The organism is uncultured Microbacterium sp. (assembly GCF_947632095.1).
In the GTDB taxonomy this organism is placed as follows: Bacteria; Actinomycetota; Actinomycetes; order Actinomycetales; family Microbacteriaceae; genus Microbacterium.
Genome location: NZ_CANROA010000007.1, coordinates 47981 through 72576 on the forward strand (window position 1 = coordinate 47981; position 24596 = coordinate 72576).

Genomic DNA, 24596 nt, shown 5'->3' on the forward strand with positions numbered 1-24596 from the left:
TAAGGAAGATGGCGGGTTCTCAGCGAGGATTGCGGGAGAATGGGGATATGGCTTCCACTCCTTTCGAGCGCACTCAGCGCGTCGCCGTCCTCGGCGGCGGTCCCGGCGGTTATGAAGCGGCGCTCGCCGCGGCTCAGCTCGGTGCGGAGGTGACCCTGGTAGAGCGCGTCGGCGTCGGCGGCTCTGCCGTCCTCACCGACGTCGTGCCCTCGAAGAGCCTCATCGCGACGGCCGATGCCGCTGTCGCCATCGCGGAGGCGAGCGATCTGGGCGTCCAGTTCTACGCGAAGGGCGACAAGGGCAAGCCGCTCAAGCCGGAGATCGCGATCAACCTCGCCGCGGTCAACAAGCGGCTCATCGCGCTGGCCGGTCAGCAGTCCGAGGACATGCGCACGACGCTCATCGAGTCGGGCGTGCGCATCATCTCCGGTCATGGGCGCCTCGAGGGCACGAACGCCATTATCGTCGCCACCGGCCCCGGCGGCACCGACTTCGACCGCGTCGAGGCCGACACCATCGTCGTCTCGGTGGGTGCATCGCCGCGCGAGCTCGATTCCGCGAAGCCCGATGGGGAGCGCATCCTCACCTGGACGCAGCTGTACGACATGAAGGCTCTTCCCGAGCATCTGATCGTCGTGGGCTCCGGAGTGACGGGTGCGGAGTTCGCCTCGGCCTACATGAACCTCGGCGCCAAGGTGACACTCGTCTCCAGCCGCGACCAGGTGCTGCCCGGTTCCGACCAGGACGCGGCCCGCGTGCTCGAGAAGGTCTTCAAGCGCGGCGGCATGACCGTGCTGTCGAAGTCGCGCGCGGACCTCGTCGAGCGCACCGAGACGGGGGTGAAGGTCTCCCTCGCGGATGGTCGGGTCGTCGAGGGCAGCCACTGCCTCATGGCTGTCGGATCGATCCCGAACACGGCCGAGATCGGCCTGGAGGACGCCGGCGTCGAGCTGACCGAGTCCGGTCACGTGCGCGTGAACAAGGTCGCGCGCACCTCCGTGCCGAACATCTACGCGGTCGGCGACTGCACGAACTTCTTCCCCCTGGCATCCGTCGCCTCCATGCAGGGCCGCACGGCCGTCTTCCACGCCCTGGGCGACATCGTGATCCCGCTGGAGAAGATCAAGATCACCTCGAACATCTTCACGGCGCCCGAGATCGCCACGGTCGGTCACGGCGAGCAGGACGTCGAGGACGGCGTCGTCGACGGGCTCGTCTACAAGCTGCCGCTCGCGGCCAACCCCCGCGCGAAGATGATGGGCATCAAGGACGGGTTCGTCAAGCTGATCGCCCGAAAGGGGTCGGGCACGGTGATCGGCGGTGTGATCGTCGCGCCGAAGGCGTCGGAGCTGATCTACCCGATCGCGGTCGCCGTCGAGCGTCGTTTGACGGTCGACCAGGTCTCGCGCGTGTTCGCGGCGTACCCGTCGCTGTCCTCGAGCATCACGGATGCCTCGCGCGCGATGCACCTCGTCAACATGAGCTGATCAGCGATCGGCCGATTCCGGGGTCGGATCCGCGGGGCGGCGCACGAGTTCCACGAACAGGAACGCGACAGCCGCACCGATCACGATGCCGATGACCGATCCCACCGTGGTCGGGGCCGAGAAGATCAGGACCACGGTGAGGGCGAGGATCACGACGATGATCGCCGCGCGCCAGCGTTCGACGAAGCGGCCGACGCGTCCGGTCGTGATGCCGTGGCGTTCGCCGGCGTCCCGCAGGGCCGCGCTGCCGTGAGCCGCCGCGCGACGGAGCCTGCGGGCGGCGACGGTGGATCCGGCGAACCAGGCGCCGAGAGCGATGAATGCGGCGAGCACGGCGAGAGCGACCGCGGTCGACCTCAGCAGCAGCGTCACCTGTGAGAAGAGCGCGGTGGCCGCGGACTCCGGCATGATGGCGGGGCTCATCGTCTGGATGAAGAACAGCCGTCCGACCCCGAGCGCGGCGGCGAACAGCGCGAATGTCGCGGCGAGGAGCCCCGCGGTCCAGGCCAGGGCGTGCACCGGGCGTCGTGCGATCGCCACTCCGGCGATGAGCAGCGCGAGAACGACCCACGGCATCCAATAACCCGCTGTGACGGCGACGGTGTACACGGTGCGCGCGAGGATCAGGGCATCCGCCTGAAGAATCGGGATCTCCCGGTCGATCCGCGGGATCAAGTCCGCGAAGCCGACGCCACGGTCCATCAGCTGCGCCTTCACCGTCGAGACGATCACGTCGAGTTGCAGCGATAGGGCGCCGTCCTCGGCGAGCTGCACGGCGGCCGCGGGATCGCCCTGGATGAGCGCGACGGCATTCGCGTGGGTGATGCGCAGCGAGCCCGCCCATACCTCGGCGAACGCGGGGGAGGCGACGACCTGCACGACGACGTCGCCGATCAGCGTCTGCACGCCCTGAGCCGCGGGCCCCTCCAACAGGCTCAGCGCCGCGGATGCCTTCGGCGGCATGCCGAGCTCTCGTACGCCGTCGAAGACTTCGCCGACGAGGGCATCGACGTCGATCTGCTCGATGATCGCCGCGGTCACCTCATCGGCGACGAAGGCCTGCACCGAGGCATCCTCGGCCAACGGCGCGAACGTCGCGACGAACCGGTCCGTGTCGACCAGCTGCATTCGCGCCCAGCTGCCCAGCGCCGCGACCGGTGCCAGAACCAGCGCGATGGCGATCAGGATGAACGAGAGGGCGGCGCGGCCGCGGCCGGCGCGCGCACCCCCGCCCTTCGCCGCGGAGCGCAACAGCTCGTTCTCCTGCTCGAGCACGGCCAATCTGCGTCGCAGCTCGTCTACCTCGGTCACGGTGCCCCCTCTGCCCGACATCCGGTGTCAGAGCCCACAGTAGAGGGTGCCGGCGTCGAGCCCCCGTCACAACGACGAGACCCCGTCCTACCAGCGAGGGCAAGACGGGGTCTCGTCGGTAAAGCGGGGTCTCGGCGTTTGGCTGGCCGGCGGATCAGCTGATGGTGAGCAGTTGGTGTCCGGCGGCGATGGTCGCGCCGGGTTCGGCGTTGATGTTGCCGATCACGCCGTCCTTGTGCGCCTGGAGGGGCTGCTCCATCTTCATCGCCTCGAGGACGACGACGAGGTCGCCCTTGACGACCTCGTGGCCCTCCTCGACGGCGAGCTTGACGATCGTGGCCTGCATGGGGGACTTGACCGCGTCGCCGGAAGCGCTGGAGGACACCTGCATGGTGTGATTGCGGCGCGACGGCGGGACGGCCGCGGGACGTCCGACGGCGCCGGCGGCGACCGTCACACGGTCGGGCAGGCTCACCTCGAGTCGCTTTCCGGCGACCTCGACGACGACCGTGTGCCGGCTCTCGGCCTCGGCCGGCGCCTCGAGCTCGCCGTCCCAGGCGGGGATGTCGTTGTCGAACTCGGTCTCGATCCAGCGGGTGAAGACGCCGAACTCGCCGTTCTCGGCGGTGAAGGCGGGGTCGCTGACGACCTTGCGGTGGAAGGGCAGCACGGTCGGCAGCCCCGCGACCTCGAATTCCTCAAGGGCCCGACGCGAGCGCTCGAGGGCCTCGGCGCGGGTGCGGCCAGTGACGATGATCTTGGCCAGCAGCGAGTCGAAGGCGCCCGAGACGGCGTCGCCGGCGGTGACGCCGGAGTCGAGGCGGATGCCGGGGCCTCCGAACGTCTTGAAGACGTGGATGGGGCCGGGCTGGGGGAGGAATCCGCGGCCCGGGTCCTCGCCGTTGATGCGGAACTCGAAGGAGTGGCCCTGCGGCGTCGGGTCGTCGTAATCGATGGTGCCGCCGGCGGCGATGCGGAACTGCTCGCGCACCAGGTCGATACCGGTGATCTCCTCGGAGACGGGGTGTTCGACCTGGAGGCGGGTGTTCACCTCGAGGAACGACACGGTGCCGTCCGCGCCGATGAGGAACTCGCATGTTCCGGCTCCCACGTAGCCGACCTCCTGGAGGATGGCCTTGGACGCCGCGTACAGCTGGGCGTTCTGGTCATCCGTGAGGAACGGCGCGGGGGCCTCCTCGACGAGCTTCTGGTGGCGGCGCTGCAGCGAGCAGTCGCGGGTGGAGATGACGACGACGTTGCCCGCGGCATCCGCCAGGCACTGGGTCTCGACGTGACGCGGCTTGTCGAGGTACTTCTCGACGAAGCACTCGCCGCGTCCGAAGGCGGCGACGGCCTCGCGGGTGGCCGATTCGAAGAGCTCGGCGACCTCGTCGAGCTCGCGGGCGACCTTGAGGCCGCGTCCGCCGCCGCCGTAGGCGGCCTTGATGGCGATGGGGAGGCCGACTTCCTCCGCGAAGGCGATGACCTCGTCGGCGCTCTCGACGGGGCCGGGCGTGCCGGGGGCGAGCGGTGCGCCGACCTTCTCGGCGACCTGACGCGCCGTGACCTTGTCGCCGAGCGATTCGATGGCTTCGGGCGAGGGGCCGATCCAGATCAAGCCGGCGCCGATGACGGCGCGGGCGAAGTCTGCGTTCTCGGCGAGGAATCCGTAACCGGGGTGAATGGCATCGGCTCCGGCGCGGCGGGCCACGGAGAGGATCTTGTCGATCTGCAGGTAGGTCGCAGCGCTCGTCTCGCCGTCGAGCGAGTAGGCCTCATCGGCCAGGCGCGTGTGCAGGGCGTCACGATCCTGATCGGCGTATACGGCGACCGAGGAGATCCCCGAATCACGAGCGGCGCGGATGATGCGTACGGCGATCTCTCCGCGGTTGGCGATGAGCACCTTCTCGATTGGCATGAGTGTCAGCCTATCGAGATCAGGGCTGATCCCTTTGAGTACTCTCGACAAGAAAGACGCAAAAACGTAGAGGGATGTCTACGACCACAGATCGGTCCAGGCGACGCCGAGCTCGCGGGTCAAGGAACGCAGCGTCGAGACCGACATGCCCACGACGGTCGAGGGATCGCCCTCGACGCGCGTGATGAACGCGCCGCCCAGGCTGTCGACGGTGAATGCTCCGGCGACGTGCAACGGTTCGCCCGAGGCCACGTAGGCATCGATCTCGGCGTCGGTGACGTCAGCGGCGAAGGTGACGGATGCCTCGGCCACGGCGGTCGCCTCGACCGGCGCCGAGCCCGGGGTCAGACGGAAGACGGAGTGGCCGGAGTGGAGGATGCCGGTCGCTCCGCGCATCTCGTCGCGCCAGCGGCGGGTCGCCTCCTCCGCGGTGTACGGCTTGCCGTAGACGCGGCCATCGAGGGCGAACATCGAATCGCCGCCGATCACGATGCCGTCGAAATCAGGGTGCTGCGTCACGAGGCGCTCCGCGACATCAGCCGCTTTCGCGCGGGCGAGGAGGAGGACCATGTCGGCCGGGGGGAGGCGGCCGCCGCGTTCGGCCGCCGCTGCGGCGGCCACGGCATCCTCATCCGTCTCGGGGGCTCGCGTGATCGGTTCGATCCCGACCTGGCGCAGCAGCATGAGACGGGCGGGGGAGGTGGAAGCGAGGCAGACCTGCATTCCTCCAGCGTAGAGCGCCGCATGCAGGCAATGTCCGAACAGACGTGGGATCCTGGAGGGATGACTTCCTCTTCGGGCCAGCTGCTCGACCTCGACATCACCGGTATCGCCCATGGCGGCACGTTCATCGCTCGTCACGAGGGGCGCGTGGTGTTCGTCTCCGACGCGATCCCCGGTGAGCGCGTGCGCGTGCGCATCACGGATCCCGCGCCCGGCTCGAGCGCCGAGGCCGCGGCCAAGAAGAAGTTCTGGCGCGGCGAGACGGTCGAGGTGCTCGAGCCCTCTCCGCACCGACGAGCACACGTGTGGCCCGAGGCCGACGTCTCGCGCGCGCCCGAGGACCGTGCCGGTGGAGCCGACCTCGGACACATCGAGCTGTCGCATCAGCGCACGCTCAAGCGGCAAGTGCTGCAGGAGGCCCTCGACAAGTTCGCCGGTGCGGGGCTGACGGCGCCCGAGGTTCAGGCCGTCGACGAGGGCGACGGCACGGGATGGCGAACGCGCGTCTCCCTGCACGTCGACGACGACGGCATCGTCGGGCCCTTCGCAGCCCGCAGCCACCGTGTGATCCCGGTGAGCTCGCACCCGCTGGCCCGCCGCCGTGTGGCCGCCGAAGCGCTGTCGCAGAAGAACGCCAAGCCCGGCCGCATCGACCTCGTGCAGTCCGCGGACCAGCAGGTCCACGTCATCCGCCGCCCGGAGAAGGGCAAGCGCCAGCCTGCCGACGTCATCATCGAACGTGTGGGCGAGCGCGCCTTCCGCGTGGATGCGGACGGCTTCTGGCAGGTGCACCCGCGCGCGGCGGAGACGCTCGATGCCGCGGTGCGCCGCACGCTCGCCGACCGCGTCGACCCGGAGCTCACCCACCTGGACCTCTATGGCGGGGTCGGCCTGTTCGCCGCCACTCTCGCGGATCTCGGTGCGCGCCAGATCGTCACGGTCGAGTCGAGTCGACGTGCGACCGAGCACGCCAAGCACAATCTCGAAGACGTCGACGTCGCCGCGGTCACGGCGCGGGTCGACCGGTACCTCGACGGGTTCTCGGGGGACACGAAGGTCGGCGCGGTGGTCCTCGATCCGCCCCGCGCGGGCGCCGGTCGCGCCGTGGTCGACGGCATCCATGCTCTGAAGCCGCAGGCGATCACCTATGTGGCCTGCGACCCGGTGGCGCTGGCGCGCGACCTCGGCACCTTCCGCGAGCTCGGATGGAACGTCGCCTCGCTCGAGGCCTTCGACCTGTTCCCGCACTCCCATCACTTCGAGGTCGTCGCCCTGCTGACGGCATGAGTTCACAGGGAATCGATAGACTGGGGGCTATGAGCAGGATCGCCCTCATCGATGACCACGAGTCCGTCCGGCTCGGGCTCGAATTGGCCTGTGAGCGAGACGGCTCGCAGGAGGTGGTGTTCTCCGGGAGCACCGTCAACTCCTATGCGCAGTGGCGTCGCGAGACGGGAGCGATCCCGCCCGATGTCATCGTGCTGGATCTGACGCTCGGCGACGGCACGACCGTGACCGAGAACGTCAGCCGGCTCGTCGCCGAGGGGACGAGCGTCGTCATCCACAGCGTCGCTGATCGTCCCGCGGCGGTCCGCGAGGCCCTCGCCGCGGGAGCAGCGGGCGTCGTGAGCAAGGCCTCGTCTCTCGAGGACGTGCTCGCGGCGATCCGCACGGTCGCGGGAGGCGAGGCGCTCAACAACGTCGAGTGGGCCAGCGCCGTCGATGGCGACCGGGCATTCGCCGACGCCCAGCTCTCCGTGCGCGAGCGCGAGGTCCTGCGGCTGTACGCCGCGGGGCTGCCGTTGAAGGTCGTCGCCGAGCGACTGGGCGTCGCTTATTCCACGGCGAAGGAGAACATCACGCGCGTCCGCGTGAAGTACGTCGAGGTCGGCCGTCCCGCGCGCACGAAGATCGAGCTGCTTCGCCGTGCGGTCGAAGACGGCATCGTTCTCGTCGATGGAACCTCGAGTGGCGACTGAGGCGGCGCTCGAACAGGCCTGGAGTCAGATTCCCTCGCCAGGGACCGCGGAAACGGCCTTCGAGCGCTTCACGGCCAAGCGGATGGAGTGGATCCTCGCGAAGGTCGTCGCGGTCGGTTCCGCCCTTCCGGGCACGCAGGGCCTTGTCGCTGCGCTCGGCGGTATCGCTCAGGGTGTCGATGTCGGATATATCGCGCTGATCGCGGTGGTCTATGTGCCTCTCATCGGGATGCTCGCTGCCTGCGTGTTCGGCCGGTTCGTGCGAATGGCTGCGGGGATCTTCGCGGTCGTCTACGTCGTGGCGCTCGCATGCTGGCCGTTCGTCGTGGGCACGAGCGGACGCGACGGTGGCCAGCCGTGGATCTTCTTCCTCGTGAATGTGGGCGTGGTCGCCGCAGTCCTCGCTTTCCGGCTCTGGGGGCAGCTCATCTGGGCGGTGGCGGTGCCGCTCATCTACGGAGCGGTCCGTTTGGCCGAGAGCGATTTCTCGGCTGAGTTCTGGACGGTGAACGCTTTCGACGTCTCGTTCACGCTGATCCTCGGGGTCGTGCTGCTCGCCCTCGGGTGGATGTTCCGCTCGGTTGCCGCGGGGGTCGACGATGCTCGGGGCCGTGCCGTTTCGTCGTATTCGGCGGCGGCGGCGGCAGCTGCTGCCGAAGAGGAGCGCGTCGAGCTGTCGGCACTCATGCACGACAGCGTGCTGGCAGCGTTGATCGCGGCGGAACGCGCCGACTCCGACCGTGCTCGCGAACTGTCGGTGGCGATGGCACGGGAAGCGCTGACCCGGCTCGCGAACGCCGATGCGCTCTCGCCCGAGGAGGGCAGCGATGAACCGGTCTCGACCGTGCAGATGGTCGCGGAGCTGCGGCGGGTGCTGTCTGAGCTCGGCGCGGATGCGATCGTCGAGGACCAGGGGGATCCTGTGTCGATCCCCGGTCGTACCGCACGTGCGATCGTGCTCGCAGCACGGCAGGCGATCGGCAATGCTCTCACGCATGCCCAGGGGCGAGGTCTGCATGTCGTCGTGATGTCGGGGGCGGCGTCCGGAGTCACTGTCGTCGTCTCCGATACCGGCGAGGGGTTCGATTTGGAGAGTATCCGTGACGATCGCCTCGGGATCCGTGCGTCGATCATCGCGCGCATGGCGGGTGTCGCCGGCACGGCGCGGATCGATTCGGATGCTTCGGGGACCACGGTCTGGTTGAAATGGGAACGCGCATGATCCTGTCTGTGCGCACGGTCGCCACCGCTCTCGCCGTCGGATTCTCGGTGTATTTCGCCGCACGAGCCGTGTGGTGGACGGTTCAACCGACGGCGCCGCTGATGATGATCGCCGCGATCCTGCTCTATTTGGTCGTGATCCTGGTGACGACCCTCGTCGATGCGTCCGATAACACGCGGATGCCGCTGTCGTGCGGCATCGTCGCGATCGTCGCGGCGATGGCGATCCCGACGATGGTGAGCGCTTCTCTCCCCGCGGAGTACCGAACTGCCCCCTTCGCGACCTGGTACATCGGGGCACTTGGGGTGCTCGCGGTGGTCTGCATCGTCCGTCGCCGGACCATCGAAGGGTGGCTGGTGCTCATAGCGCTGGTCGTCGGGGCATCCGTGCACCTGGGGCTCATGGTCGCCCTGGAGTTCGGCCTGGTCGGCTCGATCATGTGGACGCTCGTCGCCCACCTGCTCGTGCGGTTCTGGGATCGCGCGGTGAGGGACACCGAGCACCTCGCCGATATTCAGCGGGCCGTGTCGTCCTGGCACGCGTCGCAGCTCGTGCGTCAGCGGGAGCGTCGGCTGCGCGTGCAATACGCGCTCGACGTCGCCGGACCGGTCCTTGCCCGCACGGTCGCTGCTCGCGGGCATCTCGATGACGCGGAGCGCGAGGCCGCTCGGATGGCCGAGGGGCGTCTGCGCGACGAACTGCGCGGGGCGAGCCTGCTCAACGAGGCGGTGCGCGAGTCGATCAATGCCGCGCGCATGCGGGGGGCCGTGGTGACGGTGTTCGATGAGGGAGGCCTCGACGGCCTCGACGAGCAGCGGCGCTCGGAGATCCGCGACGAGCTCGCCGGCGTGCTGGGCGAGGCATCCAGCGCGCGGATCATCATCCGTGCGGCCCGCGATGAGCGCATGGCCGTAACGGTCGTCGGGCGGTCCGGTGTGCTGGAGTCCGCCGATGAGGATTCGGTCGACCTGTGGCACGAGATCACGCGCATGCGCTGAATCACGAAGGAGATGGGCGAGGGGCGGCGTAGTCGCCTGCCCCTCGCCAGGTGCGATCAGTTACCCGAAAACTGACCGCTTTGGTCGATCTTCGTCTGCCTACCCTGGGGCAGAGAGACCGAACGAACGCGAGGCGTTGACGCCAGTCTGCACGAGCGCAAGAGCAATGTCTGTAGGTATTTTGGGGGACAAAATTTCTTTTCCGCGCATCCGCTCCCGCTGGGGCATGATGGGGGCGTGACTTTGCGCCGACGCGGAACGAACCTGCCGAAGATGGGCGACTTCAATCAGTCCGTGATCCTCGAGGCGATCCGTCGTTCGGGTGAGGGGCTCAGCCGCACCGAACTCGTGGAGACGACCGGGCTCTCGGCCCAGACGGTGACGAACATCACCCGTCGTCTCATTGCCGATGGTCTGATCGATGAGGCGGGCCGCACGATCAGCGGCCCCGGGAAGCCGCGCACGACGCTGCGGTTGAACGCCGGGAGCCGGTTGTCGATCGGGGTTCATCTGGATCCGACGACGATGACCTTCGTGCTCCTGGACCTCGCAGGGTCCGTGATCGCCGATGATGCGCGCAGGACGCCTCCGGGCACTGCCGATCAGCTGATCACGGCCATGGCCGATGGTGTCGCCGATCTGATCAGGGGGGCGGGCATCACGACTGATGACGTCGCCGGGATCGGCGTCGCGGCGCCGGGGCCCCTGGACGCCGAACGGGGCACGGTGATCGACCCGCCCAAACTCCACTCCTGGCATCGCGTGCCGTTGCGGGACGCTCTGGCCGCGGCCACCGGGATCGATGTCACGCTCGAAAAGGACACGACGGCGGCGGCGGTGGCCGAGCTGTGGAGGGGCGATGATCCCTCGAGCGGATCGTTCCTCTTCGTCTATCTCGGCAGCGGTATCGGCACCGCGCTCGTGATCGACGGCGATGTGGTGCGGGGGGCTTCGCGGAATGTCGGCGAGGTCGGGCACATCATCGTCGATCCGGATGGTCCGGCATGCGCCTGCGGCCGCCGCGGATGCGTCGATGTCGTCTGCACACCCGCGGCGATCGTGCAGCGTGCCGAGCACGCCGGGCTCTTCGGCGCAACCCCCGAGGCGGATGCGCCCGCGGTCGTCGATGCGCGCTTCACCCAGCTGTGCGCGCAGGCCGACGCGGGGGAGCAACCCGCGCTGCGGATCCTCGAGGAGGCCATCGGGCATTTTTCGGTGCTGGTCTCGTCCCTGACGAACATGCTGGATGTCGACCGGGTCGTGCTGGGCGGACCGTTCTGGAGCCGGGCGGAGCGCACGGCGCTCCGGGTGCTGCCGGTGCTTCTGGAGGCGCAGAGCGCGACGCGGGCGGTTCGTGGTCTCCCGGTGTCGGGAACAGTTGTCGGCGAGGAGGTCGGGGCGATCGGGGCCGGGTGCCTGGTGCTCGACGAGATCCTCACGCCCCGAGCATCCGCACTGCTCCTTGATTCTTGAACCCCGTCCATCCAAAAGATGGTCTTGACAGGGTTAAATCCAATCGATTGACTATCTGTCATCACCTCGCATTGGAGTTCGTTGCCGAATGCATGACATGTTCGCCCTCGGGGAAGCTCGCGTCCGACGCTTCATATCCGAGCGATTGCGCCCGAACATGCACATGGATCTCGCGCCGCTGACTCTCGCGAGTTGGGAGGTGCCGGGGGAACCGGTACCGTTCTCTGAAGCAGTGCAGAAGGTCTACGAACCTTTCGTCGTCGGGACGAGCTGGGGACGGCCGTGGGGTACGACGTGGATACGGCTTCGGGGAACGGTACCGGCAGCATCACCCGCCGAGCTCCTCATAGACCTCGGGTTCACTCCGGCCGAGCCCGGCTTCCAGGCCGAGGGCACCGTGTACCGCCCCGATGGGGCGATCGTGAAGGCCATCGAGCCGCGCAATGCCCACGTGCCGCTGGACGGCGTGCCGGGCAGCGACTTCGAGTTCTATCTCGAGGCGGCGGCGAATCCCGACCTGGCAGAGGGCTTCCGAGAATTCCGTCCGACCGCACTGGGAGACCCGGCGACGGCGGGAACGGACCCGCTGTATGTTTTCCGCCGGGCCGATGTCGCCATCCGCGACACCGCGGTGTGGGAGCTGTTTCAGGACGCCACGGTCCTCCTCGGAGTGGTGGACGAGCTGCCGGCCGAATCGACCCGGCGCGCGGAGATCCTCCGCGCGCTGGAGCGCATGGTCGACGCCGCCAACCCGGACGACATCTCCGGCAGCGCATCGGACGCGCGGGCGGCGCTCGCGCGAGTGCTCGCCTCCGAGGCATCCGGCTCCGCCCATCGGGTTCATGCCATCGGTCATGCGCACATCGATTCGGCCTGGTTGTGGCCGGTGCGCGAGACGCAGCGCAAGATCGCGCGCACCTTCTCCAACGTGCTGTCGCTGCAGCAGGAGCATGATTTCGTCTTCGCTGCATCCTCCGCTCAGCAGTACGCCTGGCTGAAGCAGGCCCAGCCCGAACTGTTCGAACGGGTGAGCGGGGCCGTGGCCGCCGGGCGCTTCGTCCCCGTCGGAGGCATGTGGGTCGAGTGCGACACGAACCTTCCCGGCGGGGAGTCGCTCGTACGCCAGTTCCTGCACGGGTCGCGCTTCTTCGATGAGGAGTTCGGCGTGTCGACGCAGGAAGTCTGGCTGCCGGATTCATTCGGCTATTCCGCGGCGCTCCCGCAGATCGCGCGCTCGGCCGGGGCACGCTGGATGCTGACGCAGAAGATGTCGTGGAATGAGACGAATCGGATGCCGCACCACACGTTCTGGTGGGAAGGCCTGGACGGGTCGCGCATCTTCACGCATTTCCCTCCGGTCGATACGTACTCGTCGGATCTCTCCTCGGCGGATCTGGCTCGCGCCGAGCGGCAGTATGCGGAGAAGGGGGAGGCGAACACCTCGCTCGTGCCCTTCGGGTACGGCGATGGCGGTGGCGGGCCGAACCGCGAGATGCTGGCGGCGGCCGCGCGGCTGCGCTCGCTGGAGGGGTCGCCGCAGGTCGAGTTGTCGAGCCCGGAGCGGTTCTTCACGGCGGCGGAGGCGGAGTATCCGAATCCGCCCGTGTGGTCGGGCGAGATGTATCTCGAGTTCCATCGCGGCACGTACACGTCGCAGGCGCGCATGAAGCGCGGTAATCGGCGCAGCGAGCATGAGCTGCGCACGGCGGAGCTGTGGGCGACGATGGCGGCGCTGCGCGGCGCGCCGTACCCCTATGACGATTTCCGGTGCCTGTGGGAGAGCGTGCTGCTGCACCAGTTCCATGACATCCTGCCCGGCACGTCGATCGGTTGGGTGCACCGTGAGGCCGAGCAGCGTTATGCGGAGGTTCTCGAGCAGACGGAGGCGCTCAGCAAGGAAGCGCTGAGCGAGCTCGTGGGCGAGGGCGAGGTCGAGCTCGTCGCGAATGCCGGGCCGCTGGCGCGGGGAGGAGCCGCGGGGATGTCGGTCTCCCGTCGGTCGCCGGATGCCGTTTCCCCTGCTCGTGCGGTGCGCACGGCCGATGGGATCGTGCTGATGAATGAGCACCTGGAGGTCAGGATCGATGACGCGGGTCTCGTGACCGCGCTCATCGGCCGACCGAGCGGACGCAATGCGATCGCGCCGGGAGAGAAGGGGAATCTGCTTCAGCTGCACCGCGATACGCCTGCGCAGTGGGACGCCTGGGACATCGACGAGAACTACCGCCGCCATGTCATCGACCTGGTCGAGGCGGAGTCCGTCGCGATCGTCCCGCATCCCACCGCGGCTATCGTCTGCGTGATCCGCGGCCGGGGGGCCACGCGGATCACGCAGACCCTCACCCTCGAGGCGGGCGCGCAGGCTCTGGACATCGAGACGACGGTCGACTGGCATGAGCGGCAGAAGCTGCTGAAGCTGGCCTTCCCCCTGGATGTGCATGCGGAGCGGGCGGCGTCGGAGATCCAGTTCGGTCATGTGCACCGGCCGACGCACGCCAATACCTCGTGGGACATGGCGCGTTTCGAGACCGTGGCGCACCGCTGGGTGCATGTGGGGGAGAGCGGCTTCGGAGTCGCGGTGGCGAACGATGCCACCTATGGCCATGACATCGCCCGGGCACCGCGCTCAGGCGGGGGGAGCATGACGGTGGTGCGGCTGTCGTTGCTGCGTGCGCCGCTGTATCCCGATCCGGAGGCGGACCAGGGCGAGCACACGTTCCGTGTCAGTGTTCGGCCGGATGCCGGCATCGCGGATGCTGTCGAGGAGGGGTACCGGTTGAATCTTCCTCCGCGCGCCGTGCGCGGGGCCCGCCCGGTGGAGCCTCTCGTCACGCTGTCGACGGACGCCGTGATCGTCGAGGCGGTGAAGCTGGCCGAGGATCGAAGCGGGGACCTGATCGTGCGGCTCTACGAGGTGCACGGCGGCCGGGCGGTGGTGAGCTTGTCCACCGGATTCGCGTTCGACGAGGTCATCGAGAGCGATGTGCTCGAAAGGAGCGCCGACGACGGCACGATCGTGTCGGCGACGGCGCGCGACGTCTCGCTGTCCCTGCGCCCGTTCCAGATCATGACGCTCCGCTTCACGAACCCGCGCCTCGCGGATCGTTGAGCGCCTGCTGAGAGCATCCGCTCAGCCGGAGAAGCGTCCCCAGGGGATGTCCCGGCGAACCGGCGTGCGCAGGGGCCTGCGGGTGCGATCCCATGCGGAGACGACCGGCTCGTCGATGACGGCGGCTGCCGCCTCTCGCTCATAAGCGTCGGTGACGACGGCGATGAGCGCGGCGATCTCCTCCTCATTCGCGTTTCCGCGGATGAGACGAACGTCGGGGGTCTTGTCGGGCTCGGTCACAGCGGGATGTTCCCGTGCTTCTTCGGCGGCAGCTCCTGGCGCTTGCCGCGGAGGGACCGCAGAGCCTTCGCGATGGCGACGCGGGTGTTGGCGGGTTCGATGATGCCGTCGATCTCGCCGCGTTCGGCGGCGAGGAAGGGCGAGGTGACGCCGTACGTGTATTCGGCGGCGAGCTTGCTGCGCACAGCGGCGACGTCTTCGCCGTTCTCCTCGGCCTTGCGGATCTCGCCGCGGTAGAGGATGTTGACCGCTCCCTGGCCGCCCATGACCGCGATCTCGGCGGTGGGCCAGGCGAGGTTGACGTCGGCGCCGAGCTGCTTGGAGCCCATGACGATGTATGCGCCGCCGTACGCCTTGCGCAGGATCACCGTGACCATGGGCACGGTGGCCTCGGCGTAGGCGTAGATGAGCTTCGCGCCGCGGCGGATGACGCCGGTCCACTCCTGGTCGGTGCCGGGCAGGTAGCCGGGCACGTCGACGAGGGTGACGATCGGGATGGAGAACGCGTCGCAGAAGCGCACGAAGCGGCTGGCCTTCTCGCCGGCCTCGATGTTGAGCGTTCCGGCCATCTGCGAGGGCTGGTTGGCGATGATGCCGACCGAGCGTCCTTCGATGCGGCCGAAGCCGATGACGATGTTCGGGGCGAACAGCGGCTGCACCTCGAGGAAGTCGTCGTCGATCACGTGGTCGATGACGGTGTGGATGTCGTAGGGCTGGTTCGCCGAGTCGGGGATGATCGTGTTCATGACACGGTCGGAGTCGGTCGTCTCCCACTCGAAGGCGCTCGTGTAGTCGGGAGCATCCGAGAGGTTGTTGTCGGGGAGGTGCCCGAGCAGGGTGCGCGCGTAGTCGATCGCATCGTCCTCGTCATCGGCGAGGTAGTGCGCGACGCCCGAGCGGGTGTTGTGGGTGAGGGCTCCGCCGAGCTCCTCCATGCCGACGTCCTCGCCGGTGACGGTCTTGATGACGTCGGGGCCGGTGACGAACATCTGGCTGGTCTTGTCGACCATGATGACGAAGTCGGTAAGGGCGGGACCGTAGACGGCGCCGCCGGCGGCCGGGCCCATGATGATGGAGATCTGCGGGATGACGCCCGAGGAGCGCGTGTTGAGGCGGAAGATCTCGCCGTACTTGCTGAGGGCCAGCACGCCCTCCTGGATGCGGGCTCCACCCGAGTCGAGGATGCCGATGATCGGCATGCCGCCCTGGAGCGCGAACTCCATGATCTTGATGATCTTGTCGCCGGAGACCTCGCCGAGCGAGCCGCCGAAGGTGGTGAAGTCCTGCGAGTAGACGGCGACGGTGCGGCCGTGGATCGTGCCGGTTCCGGTGACGACGGAGTCGCCGTACGGCCGGTTGCGGTCCATGCCGAAGGCGGTGGTGCGGTGGCGCACGTATTCGTCGAACTCGACGAAGCTGCCCGGGTCGACGAGGAGTTCGATGCGCTCGCGGGCGGTCATCTTGCCCTTGGCGTGCTGCTTCTCCTTCGCCTTCGTCTCGGCGCCGACCACCGCTTCGCTGTAGCGCGCGCGGAGGTCGGCGATCTTGCCGGCGGTCGTGGAGAGGTCAGGGGTGTCCGTCACGGATTCCACACTAGCGGCGCGAATGATTCCTGCGTTGGATGCCTCGCACAACGGGTCGTCCGATCCTTTGGCGGGAGCGTCACTCTTCCGTCGCGAACTGCGCCGACGAGAAGTCGGCTGGCCTCGTCATCCGACGAACTTCCACACGTATTCCTGGCCGTCGCTCGGGCGGAACCAGGCGATCGTGACCACCACCTGAACGAGGTCGGCGGTGCACAGGCACAGCTCCATGTTCTCGGTCGGCAGCATCTGCCCCCACCACTGCGTCGAACACTCTCCCGGATCGCTGCGGAACACCCGCACGAAGTCCGCGCTCTCAGCCGAGTCGTTGCTCACGACGGGGTGGGCAGGGTCCGTGCGCACGATGCGCCACGGCACCCGGTAGGCGGGCGGAGGAGGGATATCGGTCGGGTCGATCGGTCGAAGCATGCGGCCACGCTAGGAGCGATCTCCGACGTCACGGCGCTGTTCCGCGCCGCCCCGGTGTGGGCGGGGGAGAACCGCTCAGGAGGCGTCGTCTGTGGAGGAGGAGTCGAGCTCCTTTGGCGTTCGCCGCACCCGCCCGATCTCTCCGGCGCGACGCCCGGCCCACGCTGCCCCGCGGCCGAGGTTCTCCGCAGCTCCGAGGAAGGCACCGCCGACCTGGCGCGCCCCGCGCAGCATCCGCATCTCGATCTTCTGGGCACCCTCGACCGGCTCGAGCGAAGGGGGAAGAACAGCGGGCGCTGCGCCGAAGGCGCGATGAGAGGTCGTCAGTACGCGCCGACCGAGCAGATGGTTGCCCGCTCCGCCGACCGCGGCGCCCACGCCGAAGGGGAGCGCCTTGCCGATGACGGACGCCCCGCCCGAAGCCGCGAAGTGCTTGACGAACCGGGTCTTGAGCTGATCGACGACCGGGCCGACCGCCGCACGCGGCAACGACTTCGTCACCATCTCGCCCCAGTATGACGAGCGGGACGCCCCGCCGCCGGTCGCCTGTTTGGCGAGCTGGCCCACCAGATCGACGCCCTCCTTGCCGAGCATGAGCGTCATCACCAGCGCCCGGGCACGATCCGGATTCTCGATCGCGATGCCGTGCACCTCGGCGACGGACTGCGCGAACAGCGCCGTCGATTCGAGGAACCCCAGCGTCTCCACGCCCGACAGAGCGAGCGTGACACCCGTGCCGATGCCGGGCACGACGGCCGTGGCGCCCACAGCCGCACCACCGGTCGTCACAGCCGCGAGATATCGCCGCTCGAGAATGCGGATGAGACGCTCGGGCGTCGCATCCGGATTGCGCAGACGGATGCTGCGGATATGGGCCAGCACGAGCGGGCGCTGGATCGCCAGAACGCGATCCAGTCCGCGAACCGCAAGAGGATGCTCCTGCGAACCCACGGGAGGCACTCCCTTGTCCCACGGGGCGTCTTCCGGGAGGGAGTGGATCTTGTGCACCTTCTTGGCCATCATCGCGATACTACGGGCGGAAGTCCGGGAAGAAGCAGAAAGCCGCCGGATGCTTCGGGAAGAAGCATCCGGCGGCTTTTGAAGCGGATCAGATCGATGATCAGACGAAGAGGTTCGCTCGCTCGAGGTCCTCGGCGAAGTCGACCTCGACGGCGTAGAGGTCGGAGACGTCCATCGGCTCGAGGAGCAGGCCGTCCTCGGCGATCGCGAGCTCGAGGCCACGCTCGAAGTAGTCCTGGTCGTCGACGCGCTGCAGCTGGCGCATGAACGCCTTCTTGTGCGTCGAGGAGATGTAGTTGATGCCCACGGCCTCGCCGAGACCGCCCGTGACGGTCTTCGACAACTCATTGATGAAGCCCTCGGCCGTGACCGTGTACTTCACCTCTTCGTCGCTGACCTTGGAGGTGTTGACGGTCACGAATGACTGGTCGCGCTCGATGAACTCGATGGCGCGTCCGAGGATGCGCGGGTCGAAGACGACGTCGCCGTTCATCCAGAGCACGCCGCCCTTGCCCGTGGCGCCGAGGGCACGCAGCAGGCTCTTAGAGGTGTTGGTCTCGTCATAGCGCTCGTTGTGCACGTAGTTCGCCGACGGGAAGGCCTCGATGATCGTCTCGGCGCGGTAGCCCACAACAGCTGTGATGCGTGCGTCGCTGCCGAACACGGCACGGATGTTGTCGTGCTGCTGCTGCATGATGCTGCGTCCGTCGCTCAGCTCGGTGAGCGGCTTGGGCAGCGAGCGGCCGAGGCGCGAGCCCATGCCTGCGGCGAGGATGACGGTTTGAAGAGTCACGAATACTCCTAAAAAGTTTCGGTGTTCACGGCCGGTTAATCGACCAGACACTTCTTCGTGCCGCCCTCATGCTAGCGACGGGGGCTGGGAACGACCCGGGGGCGGCCCCTCTGTTGCCATTTCGTGATCAGCTACACACCCGACGCACAGGTGGAGACAACCGACGAACACGCATAGCCAATTGTGTCGATTGGACCGGAGAAAGACCAGGGCCGTTGATACCGTAAGACGGTGACTGCTTCTCCTGATGACCGGATCGAACCTGCCGATGATGTGACGGCGGACACAGCCGAAGCCCCCGCATCCACGGCGAAGAAGACTCAGCCGACGAAGAAGGCGGCGCCCGCGAAGACCGCCGCGAAGACCACGGCGAAGCCGGCTGCGAAGAAGGCTGCGCCGAAGAGCACCGCGTCGACGACGACGGCATCGCGGACCGCGACGAAGAAGACGACGACCAAGAAGACGACGACCGCGAAGACGGCGACCGAGACCGCGGAGCCGGCGAAGAGCACGGCGTCCAAGAGCACGGCGCCCAAGGCGCCCGCGGCGAAGACTGCGGCGGCGAAGAGCGCCGCGGCGAAGACCTCGGCGGCCAAGGCCGCAAGCACCTCCGCCGCGGCGAAGAGCACCGCGGCGAAGACGACCGCAGTCAAGGCCGCTGCCGCGAAGACGGCGACGAAGGCCGCCGCCACCAAGAACACGGCGGCGAAGACGGCCGCGGCGAAGACAGCCGCTGCCAAGATCGCCGCCGCGAAGAAGGCGGAAGAGGCGAAGAAGGCCGCGGACGCCGCGAAGCTCGAGGACGCGAAGCGCGCGGAAGAGGCGAAGCAGGCTGAAGAAGCGAGGCGCGCGGAGGAAGCGAAGCTGGCTGAGGAGGTCGCGAAGGCTGTAGAAACCGCACAGGCGGAAGACATCGCGCACGAGCAGGAATCCTCGACCTCGGAGGAGAAGAAGCCCGCTGCGAAGAAGTCCGGCTCAGGCAAGCGCAAGCAGTCGGTTGCGAAGAAGGCGGCCGATGCTGCTGCCTCGACCGCCGAGGCCGTCATCTCCCCGGCGGAGGACCCCGTCGAGGAGCTCACCGTCGTCGAATCCGACACGACGGCCGTTCTCGACGCGAGCGAGATCGAGGCGAGCACCGAGCTCGACGACATCGAGGCCGCGGCCCAGGCGATCGCGGGCTCCGTGACGGAGACGGCGGATCCGGCATCCGCCTCCGACGCCGTCGTCATCCGCGGCCTCGTGAAGGAGTTCGGAGACCACCGTGCGGTCGACGGCATCGACCTCACCGTGCCCGCAGGATCCTTCTACGGCATCGTCGGGCCCAACGGCGCGGGAAAGACCACCACACTGTCGATCCTTGCCGGGCTCCTGCGCGCCGATGACGGCCAGGTCGTCGTGTGCGGGATCGACCAGAAGGAGGATTCCTTCGGTGCCAAGCGCGTCATGGGCGTCCTGCCCGATCGCCTGCGCACCTTCGACCGTCTGACGGGTCGTCAACTGCTGCGCTATTACGGTCTGCTGCGCAGCCTGAGCGCCGACGTCATCGAGAAGCGCACGGCGGACCTCATCCGCGCCTTCGATCTCGGCGACGCCGTCGGCCGCGTCGTCTCCGACTACTCGGCCGGTATGACCAAGAAGATCATGCTCGCCGGGGCCATGATCCACTCGCCGCGCGTGCTCGTGCTCGACGAGCCGTTCGAAGCGGTCGACCCGGTCTCCTCGGCGGTCATCCTCGACATCCTGCGCGCCTACGTCGCGCACGGCGGAACCGTCATCCTCTCCAGCCATGGCATGGACCTCGTCGAGCGGGTCTGCTCGCGTGTGGCGATCATCGTCGACGGAGAGGTCCTGGCCGAGGGGACGGTCGACGAGGTCCGCGCGGGCCAGACGCTCGAATCGCGCTTCGTGGAGCTGTCGGGCGGCATCGGAGAGGTGGAGGGGCTGGAATGGCTGCACACGTTCTCCGACTGAGGCTCGCCCTCATGCTCGGCGCCCTACGGGGCGACCGAGCGGTGCGCACCGTCGTCGGCATGCTGGCTCTGATCGCCGCGACCATCGCCGTCTGCATCGCTCTGCTGAGCCTGGCCGATGCGCCGGTATCGGTCGCGCGGACCGTGATCGTGCTCGGAGGCGCCGCGGCGCTGCTGGGCTTCCTCATCGGTCCGGTGCTCACCGGAACCCAGGATCAGCTCGATCCGCGAAAGTTCGGGATCTTCGGCGTCGATGTGAAGCAGATGCCGTGGATCCTGGCGCTGGCCTCGCTCGTGAGCGTGCCGTCCTTCGCGCTCCTCGCCGTGGCGGTCTGCCTGGCGATCGTGCTGACGGAGGTCGGCGCGCCGGCGCCCGTCGCCGTTCTCGTCGCCGTCGTGGGCTTCCTCTCCTCCGCGCTCGCCGCCCGCATCGGTATGGCGCTCAATGCGCTGCTTCTGCCGGGCCGTCGCTCGCGGGAGCTGACCACGCTGTTCGTTCTCGCGGTCGTCGTGATCGCATTCCCCGTCGCCGTATTCCTCGCCTCCCTTGAATGGGACGGGCAGGTTCCGGATGCCGTCGACCGGGCGACCGAGACCATCGGGTTCACGCCGCTCGGGGCGATTCCCTCGTTCCCGCTCGCGATCGCCGAGGGCGATACGGCGGGAGCATGGGGCGCCGGGATCGTCGCGCTCGTCACGCTCGCCGCGCTGTGGATGCTGTGGAGCCTGCTCGTGCAGCGACTGCTCACCATGACCGAGCGACCCGCCACATCGCGTGAGCGGACCGGTCTCGGCTGGTACGGTGTCCTGCCCTCGAACGCCTTCGGCGCGATCGCCGCACGCAGCCTCGTCTACTGGCTGCGCGATCGGCGCTACATCGTGAATTTCGTCATCGTGCCGATCGCCGGTGTGCTCACGGTCTTCCCGCTGCTCGTCGCCGGTGTCCCGCTGTACATCGCCGCTCTCGTGCCGGTGCCCGTCATGGCACTCTTCTTCGGCTGGCTGCCGCACAACGACGTCGCCTACGACTCCACGGCTCTGTGGCTTCACGTGGCCAGTGGTGTGCGTGGCCTCGCCGACCGGCTCGGGCGCCTCGTCCCGATCGCCCTCGTCGCACTTCCCGTGCTCGCCGTCGCGGTCCCGTTGACGCTGGCGCTCATCGAGAGCTGGTATCTGCTGATGCCGCTGATCGGTTTGGCCTCGAGCCTGTTCCTCACCGGTCTCGGCTGCTCCAGCATTCTCTCCGTCGTCTCGCCCTATGCGGTCTCGCGTCCGGGAGACAGCCCCTTCCAGCAGCCGCAGCGCGCTGCATCGCGCGGCGGCTACGGGCCGGCGATCACGTTCCTCGGCTCGCTGATCTTCAGCGCGCCGACGATCTGGCTGTTCATCCTGACGGTCATCGAGGACGGCGTCTTCAACCCGCTGACGTTCTGGGTGGGACTCGGAACCGGTGTGCTCGTCCTCGCCGCGGGCGCCGTCATCGGCGGCCGGATCTACGATCGCAGCGGCGAACGGCTGATGGAGTTCGTCGAGACGGCGTGAACCGCCGCCCTGCGGTGTCCCCGGGCGGATAGACTCGGCGCATGAGCACTCCGTTGGACAGCCCCGATCAGGGCGGCATCGCAACCCTCGATCGTGAACTTGAAGAACTCCTCAAAGAGGAGAACATCGAGCCCGGCGACCACGAGCGCTTCAGCCACTACGTCAAGAAGGACAAGATCCTCGAGTCCGCGATCAGCGGGCGTCCCGTGCGCGCGCTGTGCGGCAAGAAGTGGACACCGGGACGCGATCCCGAGAAGTTCCCCATCTGCCCGACGTGCAAGGAGATCTACGAGTCGATGGTCGGCTGACGCCGACGCGCATCACTCCTGATCCAGGTAGACCGTCGGGATCGCAGGGTCGGACTTGCTGAGGGCGAGTGCCCGGACGGGAAGCTCCTCGCGGACGCGCAGGTGGTGCTCGCGGGCGGATGCCGTCCCCGCCGCGCCTTCGTAGGCGGCGTCGATGTCGCCGTTGTCGACGAGCACGACCTGCAGAGCCCGGGACTCCGGGTGCTCGGCGGCCGTGCCGAGAGCTTCGAAGCCATCCGAGACGACGATGGTCTCGGCCGTCGCGGTGCCTCCGGCGAGTGTGCGGAACGCGGCCTTGCGCCCGCCCTGCGAACCCTTGTCGGCGGATTTCTTCGCCACGGCGACCCACCCGCCCGCGGCATCCTGTCGTGCGACGATCTTGTAGACCATGCTCGCCGTGGGATAACCGGATCCGGTGACCACCGAGGTGCCGACGCCGTAGGCGTCGACCGGCGAAGCCGCCAGCGCGGCGATCGCGTACTCGTCGAGGTCGCTCGTGACGGTGATCTTCGTGCCGGTGGCGCCGAGATCGTCGAGCTGCGTGCGCACGGCCGCGGCGACCGTGGGAAGATCGCCCGAGTCGAGCCGCACGCCGCCGAGCGAGGTGCCCGCGACGCGGATCGCGGTTTCGACGCCACGAGCGATGTCATAGGTGTCGACGAGCAGGGTGGTGTCGATGCCGAGGCTGGCCACCTGCGAGCGGAAGGCCTCCTCCTCGCTGTCGTGCAGCAGCGTCCATGCGTGCGCCGCGGTGCCCATCGTGGGGATGCCCCACTGCCGTCCGGCCTCGAGGTTGCTCGTTGCGCCGAAGCCGGCGATGTAGGCGGCGCGGGCCGCCGCGACCGCCGAGCGCTCGGCGGCGCGGCGCGAGCCCATCTCGGCGAGCGGGCGCTCACCGGCGGCGATGCTCATGCGGGATGCCGCCGTCGCGACCGCCGAGTCGTGGTTCAGCACGCTCAGGGCGAGGGTCTCGAGCACGACGGCATCGGCGAAGGAGCCCTCGACCGTGAGGATGGGGGAGCCGGGGAAGTACAGCTCGCCCTCGCGGTAGCCGCGGATCGTGCCGGTGAACCGGTAGTCCTCGAGATAGCGGAGGGTCTCGGCGTCGACGATGCCGCCGTCGCTGAGGAAGCGCAGCTCGTCCTCGCCGAAGCGGAAGTCGCGCAGCATCGTCAGCAGGCGCCCGGTGCCGGCGACGACGCCGAAGCGGCGGCCGCCGGAGAGCCGGCGCGAGAAGAGCTCGAAGACGCTCGGACGCGAGGCGGTGCCATCGCGCAGGGCGGCGCCGAGCATCGTGAGTTCGTATTGATCGGTGAGCAGCGCCGTCGACGAGGTCATGTGCTCAGCCTAGTGAGCGCGTGGCGGGTCTCGTGACATCGCGCGGAGGGTAGGCTGGTGAGTCATGAACGAGGCACCGATCGGCATCTTCGACTCCGGTGTCGGCGGACTCACGGTCGCTCGGGCGATCCGCGCACAGCTGCCGCAGGAGTCTCTCGTCTACATCGGCGACTCCCAGCATTCCCCCTACGGTCCCAAGCCGATCGCCGATGTGCGGCGCTACGCGCTCGAGGTGCTCGACACCCTGGTCGACCAGGGTGTGAAGATGCTGGTGATCGCCTGCAACACCGCATCCGCGGCCATGCTGCGCGATGCGCGCGAGCGCTACGACGTCCCCGTCGTCGAGGTCATCGGCCCCGCCGTGCGCCGCGCGGTCTCGACGACCCGTAACGGGCGCGTCGGCGTGATCGGCACGATCGGCACGATCGCCTCGCGCGCCTACCAGGACATGCTCGAAGTCGATGAGCGCCTGCAGGTCTTCACCGCGGCATGCCCGCGCTTCGTCGAGTTCGTCGAAGCCGGGATCACCGGAACCCCCGAGGTCATCGCCGTCGCCGAGGAGTACCTGGCACCTCTTCGCGAGGCCGACGTCGACACGCTCGTGCTCGGGTGCACGCACTATCCCTTCCTGCGCGGTGCGATCAGCTACGTCATGGGCGAGGGCGTGTCGTTGGTCTCCAGCGACGACGAGACCGCCGGCGACGTGTTCCGACAGCTCCTACGCGGCGATCTGCTCGCCCCGCCGGATGCCCGGGCCACCTATGTGTATGAGGCGACCGGCGAGTCGACCGAGGAGTTCACCGCCCTCGCCAACCGGCTCATGGGATCCGAGATCCGCGATGTGCAGCACGTGCAGACCGGCGTCATCACGCTCCCCGACCTTTCCGAGCTGGCCGCTGCCGGCATCACCGACCTGAAGGAAGTCCATGACTGACATCGTCCGCGCCGACGGCCGCTCCATCGATCAGCTGCGCGAGATCACGATCGAGCGCGGCTGGAGCGCCCACGCGGAGGGCTCGGCACTCATCAGCTTCGGCGGCACGAAGGTGCTGTGCACGGCATCCTTCACCAATGGGGTCCCGCGCTGGCTGACCGGCAAGGGCAAGGGCTGGGTCACCGCCGAGTACTCCATGCTTCCCCGCGCGACCAACAG

The 24596-nt window shown here is 68.3% G+C and carries 20 protein-coding genes and 1 pseudogene; 12 read left to right on the forward strand and 9 right to left on the reverse strand.

Annotated elements, in window-relative coordinates; genetic code table 11:
• The first annotated feature begins 47 nt into the window (after window positions 1-47).
• Window positions 48-1487, forward strand: a complete 1440-nt coding sequence (locus Q0Z66_RS03800; RefSeq protein WP_298037956.1) for an NAD(P)H-quinone dehydrogenase — start codon at window positions 48-50, stop codon at window positions 1485-1487.
• On the opposite strand, the gene Q0Z66_RS03805 is transcribed toward Q0Z66_RS03800, so the two are convergent.
• The 3 genes from Q0Z66_RS03805 to Q0Z66_RS03815 all read right to left on the reverse strand — a co-directional run bounded on the left by Q0Z66_RS03805 (window position 1488) and on the right by Q0Z66_RS03815 (window position 5439).
• The gene (locus Q0Z66_RS03805; protein ID WP_298037959.1) at window positions 1488-2798 is read right to left on the reverse strand and encodes a hypothetical protein; all 1311 of its coding nucleotides are present in this window, start codon (window positions 2796-2798) and stop codon (window positions 1488-1490) included.
• A 154-nt stretch (window positions 2799-2952) separates the two neighbouring features.
• On the reverse strand, window positions 2953-4716 hold the full coding sequence (locus Q0Z66_RS03810) for a biotin carboxylase N-terminal domain-containing protein (protein ID WP_298037961.1): 1764 nt from the start codon (window positions 4714-4716) through the stop codon (window positions 2953-2955).
• 78 nt (window positions 4717-4794) lie between these two features.
• Window positions 4795-5439 (reverse strand): nucleoside triphosphate pyrophosphatase, encoded by a 645-nt coding sequence (locus tag Q0Z66_RS03815; protein WP_298037963.1) that lies wholly within the window; start codon window positions 5437-5439, stop codon window positions 4795-4797.
• A gap of 60 nt (window positions 5440-5499) precedes the next feature.
• On the opposite strand from Q0Z66_RS03815, the gene Q0Z66_RS03820 reads away from it, so the two are divergent.
• The 6 genes from Q0Z66_RS03820 to Q0Z66_RS03845 all read left to right on the forward strand — a co-directional run bounded on the left by Q0Z66_RS03820 (window position 5500) and on the right by Q0Z66_RS03845 (window position 14220).
• Window positions 5500-6726 (forward strand): class I SAM-dependent RNA methyltransferase, encoded by a 1227-nt coding sequence (locus Q0Z66_RS03820; RefSeq protein WP_298037966.1) that lies wholly within the window; start codon window positions 5500-5502, stop codon window positions 6724-6726.
• A gap of 29 nt (window positions 6727-6755) precedes the next feature.
• Window positions 6756-7418 carry a response regulator transcription factor gene (locus Q0Z66_RS03825; protein ID WP_298037969.1) on the forward strand — a complete coding sequence of 221 codons (663 nt, stop codon included), beginning with the start codon at window positions 6756-6758 and terminating at the stop codon, window positions 7416-7418.
• The gene (locus tag Q0Z66_RS03830) at window positions 7408-8640 is read left to right on the forward strand and encodes an ATP-binding protein (protein WP_298037971.1); all 1233 of its coding nucleotides are present in this window, start codon (window positions 7408-7410) and stop codon (window positions 8638-8640) included. Before Q0Z66_RS03825 ends, Q0Z66_RS03830 begins: the two co-directional genes overlap by 11 nt.
• On the forward strand, window positions 8637-9638 hold the full coding sequence (locus tag Q0Z66_RS03835) for a hypothetical protein (RefSeq protein WP_298037974.1): 1002 nt from the start codon (window positions 8637-8639) through the stop codon (window positions 9636-9638). The genes Q0Z66_RS03830 and Q0Z66_RS03835 overlap by 4 nt, the downstream gene beginning before the upstream one ends.
• Window positions 9639-9875: 237 nt before the next feature.
• A complete protein-coding gene (locus tag Q0Z66_RS03840) occupies window positions 9876-11111 on the forward strand; it encodes an ROK family transcriptional regulator (RefSeq protein WP_366938964.1) in 1236 nt (411 codons plus the stop codon).
• Between the two features lie 88 nt (window positions 11112-11199).
• Window positions 11200-14220 (forward strand): glycoside hydrolase family 38 C-terminal domain-containing protein, encoded by a 3021-nt coding sequence (locus Q0Z66_RS03845; RefSeq protein WP_298037977.1) that lies wholly within the window; start codon window positions 11200-11202, stop codon window positions 14218-14220.
• A gap of 21 nt (window positions 14221-14241) precedes the next feature.
• On the opposite strand, the gene Q0Z66_RS03850 is transcribed toward Q0Z66_RS03845, so the two are convergent.
• The 5 genes from Q0Z66_RS03850 to Q0Z66_RS03870 form a co-directional block, all read right to left on the reverse strand.
• Window positions 14242-14460, reverse strand: a complete 219-nt coding sequence (locus Q0Z66_RS03850; protein WP_298037979.1) for an acyl-CoA carboxylase subunit epsilon — start codon at window positions 14458-14460, stop codon at window positions 14242-14244.
• The gene (locus Q0Z66_RS03855; protein WP_298037981.1) at window positions 14457-16052 is read right to left on the reverse strand and encodes an acyl-CoA carboxylase subunit beta; all 1596 of its coding nucleotides are present in this window, start codon (window positions 16050-16052) and stop codon (window positions 14457-14459) included. The genes Q0Z66_RS03850 and Q0Z66_RS03855 overlap by 4 nt, the downstream gene beginning before the upstream one ends.
• Window positions 16053-16169: 117 nt before the next feature.
• The gene (locus Q0Z66_RS03860; RefSeq protein ID WP_298037983.1) at window positions 16170-16472 is read right to left on the reverse strand and encodes a hypothetical protein; all 303 of its coding nucleotides are present in this window, start codon (window positions 16470-16472) and stop codon (window positions 16170-16172) included.
• Window positions 16473-16547: 75 nt separating this feature from the next.
• Window positions 16548-17492 (reverse strand): hypothetical protein, encoded by a 945-nt coding sequence (locus tag Q0Z66_RS03865; RefSeq protein ID WP_298037986.1) that lies wholly within the window; start codon window positions 17490-17492, stop codon window positions 16548-16550.
• A gap of 100 nt (window positions 17493-17592) precedes the next feature.
• On the reverse strand, window positions 17593-18285 hold the full coding sequence (locus Q0Z66_RS03870; protein ID WP_298037987.1) for an NTP transferase domain-containing protein: 693 nt from the start codon (window positions 18283-18285) through the stop codon (window positions 17593-17595).
• Window positions 18286-18516: 231 nt separating this feature from the next.
• Here Q0Z66_RS03870 and Q0Z66_RS12490 point away from each other — a divergent pair, with 231 nt between their 5' ends.
• Genes Q0Z66_RS12490 through Q0Z66_RS03885 form a run of 3 tightly spaced genes read left to right on the forward strand, consistent with a single transcriptional unit; the run spans window position 18517 to window position 22105 of the window.
• Window positions 18517-20256: an ABC transporter ATP-binding protein gene (locus Q0Z66_RS12490; RefSeq protein ID WP_366938965.1), complete on the forward strand. Its 1740-nt coding sequence runs from the start codon at window positions 18517-18519 to the stop codon at window positions 20254-20256.
• Complete coding sequence (locus Q0Z66_RS03880) at window positions 20232-21797, forward strand: hypothetical protein (RefSeq protein WP_298037989.1); 1566 nt, start codon at window positions 20232-20234, stop codon at window positions 21795-21797. The genes Q0Z66_RS12490 and Q0Z66_RS03880 overlap by 25 nt, the downstream gene beginning before the upstream one ends.
• 41 nt (window positions 21798-21838) lie before the next feature.
• Window positions 21839-22105 carry a DUF3039 domain-containing protein gene (locus Q0Z66_RS03885; protein ID WP_298037992.1) on the forward strand — a complete coding sequence of 89 codons (267 nt, stop codon included), beginning with the start codon at window positions 21839-21841 and terminating at the stop codon, window positions 22103-22105.
• Window positions 22106-22117: 12 nt separating this feature from the next.
• Here Q0Z66_RS03885 and Q0Z66_RS03890 read toward each other — a convergent pair whose 3' ends face one another.
• Window positions 22118-23443, reverse strand: a complete 1326-nt coding sequence (locus Q0Z66_RS03890) for a nicotinate phosphoribosyltransferase (RefSeq protein WP_298037994.1) — start codon at window positions 23441-23443, stop codon at window positions 22118-22120.
• 64 nt (window positions 23444-23507) lie between these two features.
• On the opposite strand from Q0Z66_RS03890, the gene murI reads away from it, so the two are divergent.
• Both murI and rph read left to right on the forward strand, forming a co-directional pair.
• Window positions 23508-24377 (forward strand): glutamate racemase, encoded by an 870-nt coding sequence (gene murI / locus Q0Z66_RS03895; protein WP_298037997.1) that lies wholly within the window; start codon window positions 23508-23510, stop codon window positions 24375-24377.
• A pseudogene (gene rph / locus Q0Z66_RS03900) lies at window positions 24370-24596 on the forward strand (ribonuclease PH); the annotation flags it as partial. The gene murI and the pseudogene rph, both read left to right, overlap by 8 nt.